This is a genomic window from Bacillus sp. B-jedd (assembly GCF_000821085.1).
GTDB lineage: Bacteria > Bacillota > Bacilli > Bacillales > Cytobacillaceae > Bacillus_D.
Genome location: NZ_CCXR01000001.1, coordinates 749,870 through 760,000 on the forward strand (window position 1 = coordinate 749,870; position 10,131 = coordinate 760,000).

A 10,131-nucleotide genomic window follows, 5' to 3' on the forward strand; every position below is an offset into this window, starting at 1 on the left:
AATGTCCGTAAAATGGGGAGTTAATATATTTTTAGGGCTTCTTGCATTTGTTTTTTCATGGCTATTTTCTTTTGCAAACAATATGTGGCTAACTTCCCTTGTTAGGGCATGTATAGGATTCTTCATTTTCTTTTTGTTCGGCTTAATCCTTCAAATCGTATTACAGCTTTTTAGTTACAGGAAAAATAATCTTCTTGAGGCAGAAGGCACCTCCCAATCTGAAACTTACATTAAAGAAAAAGTTCTTAATACAAGTGAACATAATAATGAAGAAAATTCCTTTACCGGTATTTCACTCGAAACACTCCATGACCAAAATGAAGATACAGATTATAAAAAAATCGCGCAGGCCGTCAAATCTTGGACCGCGGAAGAAGAGGGGGATAATCATTGAAACCTGCTTTGAAAGAGAACAACCCGCATAACTCACTTTGGAGGGTGTATCGCGAGACTCAGGATTCGTTATCCCAGGAGAAGCTAGTATTAAAATATATGCATCTTGTTGAGAAGATGGCCAATCAGCTCAGTTTAAGCATTCCCAGTCGGCTCGTTCCAAAAGAAGACCTTATGGGAATGGGGTATATTGGGCTAATCGAGGCTATTAAAAAATTTGATTATAAAAAAGGTAACCAATTTGAGACCTTTGGATTATGGAGAATTAGGGGAGCAATGCTGGATGGGCTTCGTCAATTGGATTGGGTACCTAGGAGCGTAAGGGAGAAGACAAAAAAACTAAACAACGCGCTTGCGATTATGGAACAATCCTTAATGAGAACCCCGACGATCGAAGAATTAAGTCAGCATCTGAATATTTCAAACGAGGAAATTCACCAGTCCCTTGAGGCCCTTTCTGTCTCAACCCTTTTATCGTTAAATGGGCAATTTTATGAAAACGATGGAGCGGAAAAGCAGAAAAACCGCTTGGATAAAATTATTGATGAAAGCCAAGTGAACCATGAAAGACATCTGCAAATGAATGAATTTAAAAAAATAGCAGCCGAATGCATCGACTTAATGACTGAAAAGGAAAGATTGGTAGTTTCGCTGTTTTATTATGAGGGGCTTACTCAGGTGGAGATAGCCGAAGTGTTGGATTTAACAAAAGGCCGTATTTCCCAACTTCATACCCAGGCAATAATAAAAATGAGAAAAGCCTTTCAAAATAAAGGATTTTCAATGGATTCGTTCCTATAATCTTAAAAATTTCACAACATTTGCCAATCGGGTCCTTGGATGAAACATTAAAATAGCGTATAATACTCTAGTATTCGACAAATTTCTATTGCCACTTTATAGCAGTGGCAATTTTATTATCAAGGATTCACTTCCAAGGAGAGGTAGATGATGGATCTGACGATTTACATCATTATCATATTGATACTTTTTAGCATGCTTCTTGTTAGTACTTTGATTGCCGTCAGACTAAAGCTGAAAAATAACACTTTAATGGAACTGGCAGCAAAAAGTTCTGACACACATAAAAATGAAGCAAGCCTCTCTTTGGAAATAGGACAAAGTATTTACCAAAGCAAGGAGCACTTGCAGGATTTATTGTCCTATGTTGACGCTGCTTTCTGGACGAGAGACATGAAGTCCGGAAAATTGGTGGTTTCCCTTGGGTTGGAAAATATATTTGGATTATCGGAGGTTGAATTCCAGGACGATCCGGAACTATGGAAGAAGATTATTCATCAAGAAGATTTGGACAGGGTAAGAAGGACTTTATTAAAGGAAGGGCAGGAGCGAGTGAAAGTCGATTACCGCATTATGAAGAATAATGGAGAAATCCGTTGGCTTCATCTGTCCAGTACCCCAATTTTTAATAAAGACGGCCACTCAGGAAAAGTGATGGGGATCTTAATTGATATCACTGAACTTAAGCAAACTGAGGAAAAACTGAAAGAAAGTAAACAGCATTATCGTATACTTCAGGAAAGTCTGGATCACTTTTCGCAGGACTTATTTAAAGTAATGAAAGTCTCTGACTTAGAAGATCGTCTTATTATAGAATTAAAAGGGATTTTCGGCCTCACTGACGGAATCTACATACTTGAAATAGATGAAAGGCTTAATTTATATCGCTGTACCGGAGGAACTGCCGACTTACACGAATCAGTCCTTCAGTCTTTTGATGAAACCGCTCCAATTGGGAAAATTGCGGAATTTGAACATGGCGCTATCGTAAAAATAGGTGAAACGAATAGCCGCATTATTGTTCTTTGTATTGAAAGCCCAGACACTATTACCGACATAATTAGAAAAAAGGTATGGCTTCAGACACTATCAAGGTATGTTAGTGTTCTATATGAGAATCTTTTTAAGCTCGAAGACCTTGCCAAGGAACTTGAAAGAAGTTCAAAGGATAAGCAGACTCCCGGCTGGATTCCTAGGCTGTTATTCTTACTTTCTGAAAAGGAACGAGGTAGGCTGTCCGCCGACCTGCATGACTCAGTTCTCCAAAATCAAATTCTATGGTACCGAAAATTACAGACCCTTCGTGCCGAATTAAAAATAGAAGGCCAAATGGAGAAAGAGTTTTTGAGAATTGAAGAAGGGCTTTTGGATGTCATCCGGCAAATTCGTTTTACATGCAATGAACTCCGGCCGCCCTATTTAAAAGAATTGGGGCTAATAAAAGCGTTGGAAGGACTATTTGTCCAAACCGGAAAAGTTGCTGATTTTGAAATAAAGTATGATTTTGAAGGGCTTCACCATGAACTCAGCGAAGAAGAAATGATTACAATATACCGGGTTGCCCAAGAACTATTGGCAAATGCCAGAAAGCATTCAAATGCGACAAAAGTCGAGTTTACGATTTCGAGCATTGATGATACTATCTATTTTAGCTACAGTGATAACGGGATAGGAATGATACTTGGCAAGCTGGTCGATTCATTCGATCATATTGGTTTATCGGGTATTAAGAAAAGGGTTGACAGCATCGAAGGGGAAGTGGAAATATACTCTTCTCCTGGAAAAGGTGTTAACCTATTAATTTCCATTCCAAAAGGGGTAAAGAAATCTCTTAATAGCAAGTTGTTTGAGGTGTTTGAATGATTCGCATTTTGCTTGTTGATGACCACCCGCTGGTAAGTGAGGGCACAAAGCTGATAATTGAGAAAGAAAAGGATATGAAAGTCCATATAGAAACATCAAGCAGACAGGCTTTAAAGCTTATACAAAAGCAGTCTTTTGATGTAATGCTATTTGATCTGCAAATGCCCGATTTAGATGGTTTCGAATTGTGCAAAAAAGTCCTTAAAATAGTTCCGGATGCCAATATACTAATCTATTCAGGATATGAAATTCTTCCTCATATCGATCTGTTAATGAGATCGGGAGCTATTGGCTATATTTCAAAAACAGCAACAAAGGATCAGTTAATCCGTTCAATTCGCGCCGCATTAAATAAGGAAACGATCATTTCCTTTCCGTTATTACGGGAAATTTATAATAGTGCCAAACGTTCAATAACTGATAATGTGAAAAACAAGCTAGCTGTAAGTGAAAAAGAAAAAATGATATTACAGGAACTCGTTCAAGGGAAAACGAATAAAGATATTGCTCAAGCGCTTTTTATAGGGCAACGGTCTCTAGAATATAGCCTCACTAATCTGTTCCATAAATTAGGAGTCCAAACGAGGGTTGAAGCCGTGGTGAAGGCCCAGGAATTAGGATTAATTGAATAAAGATTTACTTTTAAAATACACCCCTACTAATGAAGGAGTGTATTTTTTTTAAACTAAACTTTAATTTTGCCGATAAAATAAGCGGAAGTATTTTTAGGGCAAATTACCCATTCATATTATTGAATTTATCAAAAAGTTGCCCCATGGAGATTTATACATACAAAGAATTTGGTAACGGGTTGGTGTTTGAATGAAAATTTATTCTGAGCCTGCTTCACTCTTGGGCATTTATAGATCACTTTTTGATAATAATCATGATGCTTGCTATGCTTTGGATCTTGAAGGAAACTTCATGCTGTTTAATCAGGCCGCGGTTGAAATAACAGGATATTCACAGGAAGAGGCACTAAAAATGTCCTTTGTTTCAATCATTTATGATGATTTTTTAAATGAGGCGGTTAATTGCTTCCATAGTGTTGTATTAGGAAATTATGAAAAGCTGAATATCCCGATTAAAAATAAAAATGGGAAACGGGTGGAGTTAATAGTAACAGCTGGCCCAATTTATATTAATGGCCAAATTAACGGAATAATCGGGATGGCAAAAGACCTAACAGAAAAAGCGGCACTGGAAATGCAGCTGAGCAACCAAAACCAGGTACTGGAAATGGTGGCAAAAGGATCTCCTATGAAAGATGTGCTCGACAATATCATCTTTTTAATTGAAAGCTCATCAAATGATATTATTTGTTCCATTCTTGTGCCGGATAAAGAAGGTGAAAATCTTTTATTAAAATCAGGTCCTAATTTGCCCACAGAGTACAAAAAATATTTAACTATATTCCCGATTGGACCTAAGGAAGGGTCTGGCGGGACGGCAGCCTATTATAAACGGCCAGTAATAACAAAAGATATAGATAAAGACCTACTATGGAAAAAATATAAATTGATTGCATTGGCAAGTGGGCTTAAAGCCTGTTGGTCATATCCAATTTTTGATATTAATAATGAAGTTATCGGTATATTTGAAATGTACTATAAGAAACTACATAACCCGGAAGAACCGGCGAGGGAGATTATTGAAAAGGCTATTTATCTAACCAGCATAGTTTTACAGCATTACCGTTCGGAAGAAAAAATAAATTTCATGGCCTTCCATGATGAATTGACTGGTTTAGCAAATCGGCGGCTTTTTAAAGAAAGGTTAAATACTACATTGAACGCAGGTTTTAATCCTGGAAAAGTTATGGCCGTTATGTATTTTGATTTGGATCAATTTAAATTAATTAATGATTCACTCGGTCATACATTTGGAGATAAACTGCTTAAAGCGGTTGCTAAAAGACTTCAAAGCAGCATCCGGCAAGATGACTTAGTCTCGAGATGGGGCGGGGATGAATTTACTATCCTTCTAATGAATATTAAGGAACGAGAAATAAAGATTGTAGCTCAAAGAATCTTAAATGTATTTGAAAAGTCTTTTTCCGTTGAAGGGAAAGAGCTGTTTATTACTCCTGGTATAGGAATAAGTTTATATCCCTATGACGGGGTGACAACGGAGGAGCTTCTCCGTAAGGCAGACATTGCGATGTATCAGGCTAAAAAGGAAGGCCGCAACAATTACCAATTCTATAATGATAAGCTGGATAAACAATCAATCGAGCGCCTTGAAATTGAAAATCAACTAAGAAAAGCACTGGAAAGGAATGAATTCACCCTTGAGTATCAGCCGATAATTGAATTATCAACGGAGAAGCTAACAGGCGTCGAGGCCTTGATACGATGGAAAAGTCCTGTATTGGGTCAACTTTCCCCTAATAGTTTTATTCCTGTTGCTGAAGAAACAGGCATGATTTTACCTATTGGAGAATGGGTTCTGAAGACGGCCTGCCAGCAAATGAAAAATTGGCTTGATAATGGAATTGGGTTGTCGACCATTTCCGTTAATATTTCATTGCGGCAATTTTATCAACCGGATCTTGTACCAATGATATCAGAAGTAATAAAAGAAACAGGAATCCATCCAAGCAACCTTACAATAGAGATAACCGAATCAATGACTATGGATGTGACAATAGCAAAAAATATTTTGCAAGATTTAAAAAGCATTGGTGTAAATATTTCAATTGATGATTTCGGAACTGGCTATAGTTCTTTGAGTTATCTGAAGAGGTTCCCGATTGACTTTCTAAAAATTGACCAATCTTTTATAAGGGATATTGCAAATAGCAAAGATGATGAGAATATAGCAACGACTATACTATTAATGGGAAGAAACCTGGGCTTGAATGTAATTGCTGAAGGTGTCGAAACAAAGGAACAGCTTAGCATTCTGCGCAGCAATCAATGCCATGAAGCACAAGGATATTTATTTAGCAGGCCATTAAGCCCCGAAAAATTGGAACAGTTATTTACTGCCTTTCATATGCGAAAAATATAAAGACATTTAAATGAAAATGAATATGATAAAAGGAATTACCTGCTCTAATCTTAATCATCCCTGCATACTATAGATTGTCCAAACAATCCAGGGTGGTGGGTTTATGTATTATGCGCTGCTGATCGGTACTGGAATTTGCCTGTTTATGAGTCTCAGGACACTGTTTGTCCCCAATCGGAATCGGGGGAGCCTGATTTCGTTTGAGAATTTTCTCTATCTCGGGATGGTTTATTTTACTGTCCTGACAGGATTTGGGATGGTTTATCTTTTGCTTGGCTTGTTCGCTGAACCAGTATTGGCCGAAGCGGGTCGGCCTGGCGGTCCAGGATTTTTGCAAAAAGCGGAAACGGCTGTCTATTTTAGCGCGATGACCTTGTTTTCAGTCGGACATGGTGATGTGGTGCCGCTCGGGGCTGGCAGATGGCTGGCGCTCCTTGAGGCGCTTGTCGGATATACGATTCCCGCGGCCTTTGTCGCCAGGGCGGTTATGGACAGGGATTGACCACTTTCATAAGCCGGAAAAGTTGTACTGTCCCCTTAGATTGGTTAGTCTAAAGACAGGTACAATTCGAGAAATGGAGTGGTGGTAATGACTGTTCAAACAGGAGCAATGGCACCGGATTTCAGCTTGCTTTCGGTTGATGGCAAGGAAGCGAAGCTATCCGATTACAAAGGGAAGAATGTGGTCCTTTATTTTTACCCAAAAGACATGACGCCAGGCTGCACAACACAGGCGTGTGATTTCCGAGACCAGCATAAAAGCTTTGAAGATGTGAATGCCGTAGTGATTGGGGTGAGCCCGGATCCAGTTGAGAGGCATAAGAAATTCATTGATAAATATGATCTTCCGTTTATCCTCTTGGCTGATACAGAGCATGAGGCCGCCGAGGCTTATGGCGTCTGGAAGCTGAAGAAGAATTTCGGCAAGGAATATATGGGCATTGAGAGAAGTACGTTTGTCATTGATAAAGAAGGCCGGATTGCCAAGGAATGGCGCGGCGTTAAAGTTAAAGGGCATGTGGAGGAAGCGCTGGAATTTGTCAGGTCAAACGCCTGATGCCTATTTTTGGCGAAAAAGGCTGATGTCCATGCAATCGTGAAACAGGGGAATACCTTATAGTAGGGCATACCTCCTCAGATAATTTACCTTAAAGGCCGGGAAACCGGCCTTCTTTTTTATGCAAGTCTGAATATTTTTAGAAAAGGTTTCCGGGTGGTATGATTTAAGAAAAAAACAGGGGTGCTTTTATGAAGATACTTTTCACTTTCATTCCATCGGAAAAGCTCCAGAGCGATATACAAGCCGAATTCCCGGAGCATGAGTTCCATTTTTGCAAAATCAGCTCCGCTGGCTGCCACGCTGAAGAAGCGGAGATTTACGTTACATATGGAGAAGATTTGGACAAAGGCTATATCGAAAGGGCGAAGAATCTTAAATGGATCATGGTCATGTCAGCCGGCATGGACAGGATGCCTTTTGAAGAATGCGCCAAAAGAGATATTCTGGTCACGAACGTCCGTGGCATCCACAAAATCCCGATGGCTGAGTTTACGCTAGGCACCATGCTGCAGCATGTGAAGCAGTACCCTGTTTTGCGGGAGAAAGAACTGGCAGAGGAATGGGACAGGAAAGTAAAAGTGGACGAGTTGACTGGAAAAAACCTGCTTGTGTTGGGAATCGGTGCGATTGGCGGGGAAATCGCACGTCTCGCCAAAGCATTCAGGATGACTGTGACGGGAATAAATCGCAGCGGCAAAGAGAATGAGTTTGCTGACCATATAGATACGTTTGCTAATATCGGCTCGTGGCTTCCGAAAGCGGATTTTATCGTCTCGGTTTTGCCAAGCACCGATGAAACTCGCTACCTGCTGAAGGAAGAGCATTTCAGCCTCATGAAAGACAGTGCGGTATTCATCAATATTGGCAGGGGCGACCTTGTAAAAGAGGAGGTCCTATTAAAGGTGATGGGAGAAAGGATGATCGCTCATGCCTATCTAGATGTATTCGAAACCGAACCCCTGCCTAAAGGACATGCATTCTGGAAAATGGATAAAGTAAAGGTGACGCCCCACCTTTCCAGTATTACAAAGGGATATCTCCCGAGATCATTTGAGATATTTAAACATAACCTAACAGCATATGTTAATAAGGAAGACCAGCTATTGAATGTTATTGACCTTTCGAGGGGGTATTAAGGATGAAAATTTATACGAAATCCGGGGATAAAGGGACAACTTCACTTATATATGGAAGCAGGGTCGCCAAGGATGACTTGAAAGTGGAGGCATACGGAACTTGCGATGAAACCAATTCGGCAATTGGCCTTGCACTTTCGCTTATGCAAAATGAATTTTTTGCCGGGAAGGAAAAAGTAGGTGTTGTGTACCATAAAATCCAGACACAGCTTTTCCATGTCGGAGCTGAACTGGCCACTCCAGAAGGGAAAGAAGTGAAATGGACGTTAAAACAGGCAGATATTGAAGATATGGAAAAGCAAATCGATGAGTGGGATTCAAGTCTACCCGCGCTGACCAATTTCATTCTGCCGGGCGGCCATCCGGCGGGAGCGGCCTTTCATGTTGCGAGGACCGTGGCGAGAAGGGCGGAAAGGGCGGCTGTTTCACTCGGAGATTCTGTAAATCCGCTCGTGCTTGCATATTTAAACCGATTATCTGACCTCCTGTTTGTAACCGCGAGATATGTCAATATGAAGCTTGGAGCCGAGGAAAAGACATTACACAAAGAGTGAGAACCTTGATGAAAGCTAGTATATTGACAAATCGGGCTCTTAGGAATAAACTATTTATAACAATTATAATATAAGAATTTATGTATAGAAGAGAGGTGCATGTCGGTGCCACAACAACTTAAAGAAGCTTTGGATGTTTTAAAGGAAACTGGTGTTAGAATGACTCCTCAACGCCATGCAATACTGGAATATTTAATTCAATCCATGTCGCACCCGACTGCAGATGACATTTACAAAGCGCTAGAAGGAAAATTCCCGAACATGAGCGTTGCTACTGTATATAACAATTTGCGTGTTTTTAAGGAAGTGGGGCTTGTCAAAGAGCTGACCTACGGGGATGCTTCAAGCAGGTTTGATTTCAAAACTTCTGAACATTACCACATTATCTGCGAAAAGTGCAACAAGATTGTAGACTTTTACTATCCGGGACTGGATGAAGTTGAACATCTCGCTTCTCACGTAACCGGCTTTAAAGTGGCCCACCATAGAATGGAAATCTACGGCGAGTGCCCGGAATGCTCTTCGAAAGAAACGCATTGATCTTATTTAAAAAGTCAATATGACAAAGAAAAACGCCGGGGATATTTAATCCCAGGCGTTTTTTTCTTATCCCATTCTTAATGGGGGTTAACCTCTGTTGGTAGAGGTTCACTTTATTTTCTTTTTATTATAGGATTCATCGAATTCTTTTCCTTCAAGTTCAGGATCAAGTGTAAGCGGCTCACGGCAATACATACACATATCGACCCGGCCCAGCATCTTTGTATGCCTTCCGCAGCCAGGGCAGACGACCTGAATGGTTTTAGTAGAAAGCATGCCTATCCAGAAATAAACTACGGTGCTTGCGATAATGAATAAAAATCCAACCAGCATAAAGATGGTCATCAATAAAGGTGAGTTCCGGAAAAAAATGCCGCCATACATAATGATAAAACCGATAAAAATAAGGCTAAGCGCGAATGTACGGATTTTATTTATTTTACTTGAATACTTACCCATGCAATTCCCTCCCGATTCCTAACTATATCATACCTCCGGGAAATGGGGGAGCTAGGATATATTACAATGAAGAAAAAAATGCTTGCGGCAAGAGGAAGGAAAAAAAGAAGATATTGTCGAAACTATAGAGGTGAGATATTGTGGGTAAAGTTTCGGCTTGCTGACATTAAAGTAAATTTAGATAGCACGATTCATATAAAAAAGTCCCTTACTGTTTTAATGACCTGTGGGACGCAATCTATAAGATGGAGGAAAGACAATGGAAGATATCCTTCGCCCTATTTACCAGGAAAGGGCCAGCCAGGCAAATACC

The 10,131-nt window shown here is 40.0% G+C and carries 12 protein-coding genes (1 of these 12 running past the window's edge); 11 read left to right on the top strand and 1 reads right to left on the bottom strand.

The features are described 5' to 3' along the window. Nucleotide 1: 1 nt before the first annotated feature. The 10 genes from BN1002_RS03640 (at nt 2) to perR (ending at nt 9,359) form a co-directional block, all read left to right on the top strand. Nucleotides 2-394, top strand: a complete 393-nt coding sequence (locus BN1002_RS03640) for a hypothetical protein (RefSeq protein ID WP_048823674.1) — start codon at nt 2-4, stop codon at nt 392-394. Further along, the gene (locus tag BN1002_RS03645; protein WP_048823675.1) at nt 391-1,194 is read left to right on the top strand and encodes a sigma-70 family RNA polymerase sigma factor; all 804 of its coding nucleotides are present in this window, start codon (nt 391-393) and stop codon (nt 1,192-1,194) included. The genes BN1002_RS03640 and BN1002_RS03645 overlap by 4 nt, the downstream gene beginning before the upstream one ends. Nucleotides 1,195-1,341: 147 nt before the next feature. Then, nucleotides 1,342-3,057, top strand: a complete 1,716-nt coding sequence (locus BN1002_RS03650) for a sensor histidine kinase (RefSeq protein ID WP_082036119.1) — start codon at nt 1,342-1,344, stop codon at nt 3,055-3,057. Further along, nucleotides 3,054-3,689: a response regulator transcription factor gene (locus BN1002_RS03655; protein WP_048823677.1), complete on the top strand. Its 636-nt coding sequence runs from the start codon at nt 3,054-3,056 to the stop codon at nt 3,687-3,689. The genes BN1002_RS03650 and BN1002_RS03655 overlap by 4 nt, the downstream gene beginning before the upstream one ends. 190 nt (nt 3,690-3,879) lie before the next feature. Next, nucleotides 3,880-6,069 (top strand): bifunctional diguanylate cyclase/phosphodiesterase, encoded by a 2,190-nt coding sequence (locus tag BN1002_RS03660; RefSeq protein WP_048823678.1) that lies wholly within the window; start codon nt 3,880-3,882, stop codon nt 6,067-6,069. Between the two features lie 103 nt (nt 6,070-6,172). Further along, nucleotides 6,173-6,571 carry a potassium channel family protein gene (locus BN1002_RS03665; protein WP_048823679.1) on the top strand — a complete coding sequence of 133 codons (399 nt, stop codon included), beginning with the start codon at nt 6,173-6,175 and terminating at the stop codon, nt 6,569-6,571. An 87-nt stretch (nt 6,572-6,658) separates the two neighbouring features. After that, nucleotides 6,659-7,126, top strand: coding sequence for a thioredoxin-dependent thiol peroxidase (gene bcp, locus BN1002_RS03670; RefSeq protein ID WP_048823680.1), 468 nt, complete (start codon nt 6,659-6,661; stop codon nt 7,124-7,126). A gap of 191 nt (nt 7,127-7,317) precedes the next feature. Beyond that, nucleotides 7,318-8,265: a D-2-hydroxyacid dehydrogenase gene (locus tag BN1002_RS03675; protein WP_048823681.1), complete on the top strand. Its 948-nt coding sequence runs from the start codon at nt 7,318-7,320 to the stop codon at nt 8,263-8,265. Between the two features lie 2 nt (nt 8,266-8,267). Next, the gene (locus tag BN1002_RS03680; RefSeq protein ID WP_048823682.1) at nt 8,268-8,819 is read left to right on the top strand and encodes a cob(I)yrinic acid a,c-diamide adenosyltransferase; all 552 of its coding nucleotides are present in this window, start codon (nt 8,268-8,270) and stop codon (nt 8,817-8,819) included. Between the two features lie 99 nt (nt 8,820-8,918). Further along, the gene (gene perR / locus BN1002_RS03685; RefSeq protein ID WP_048823683.1) at nt 8,919-9,359 is read left to right on the top strand and encodes a peroxide-responsive transcriptional repressor PerR; all 441 of its coding nucleotides are present in this window, start codon (nt 8,919-8,921) and stop codon (nt 9,357-9,359) included. Nucleotides 9,360-9,467: 108 nt separating this feature from the next. On the opposite strand, the gene BN1002_RS03690 is transcribed toward perR, so the two are convergent. Beyond that, complete coding sequence (locus BN1002_RS03690) at nt 9,468-9,818, bottom strand: YgzB family protein (protein ID WP_048823684.1); 351 nt, start codon at nt 9,816-9,818, stop codon at nt 9,468-9,470. A gap of 259 nt (nt 9,819-10,077) precedes the next feature. Here BN1002_RS03690 and BN1002_RS03695 point away from each other — a divergent pair, with 259 nt between their 5' ends. Beyond that, a protein-coding gene (locus BN1002_RS03695; protein WP_048823685.1) for a nucleotidyltransferase-like protein crosses the window boundary here: on the top strand, nt 10,078-10,131 show its beginning. 819 nt of this gene lie beyond the right edge of the window; 54 of the gene's 873 nt are visible here — the first part of the coding sequence; it begins with the start codon at nt 10,078-10,080; the stop codon falls past the right edge of the window.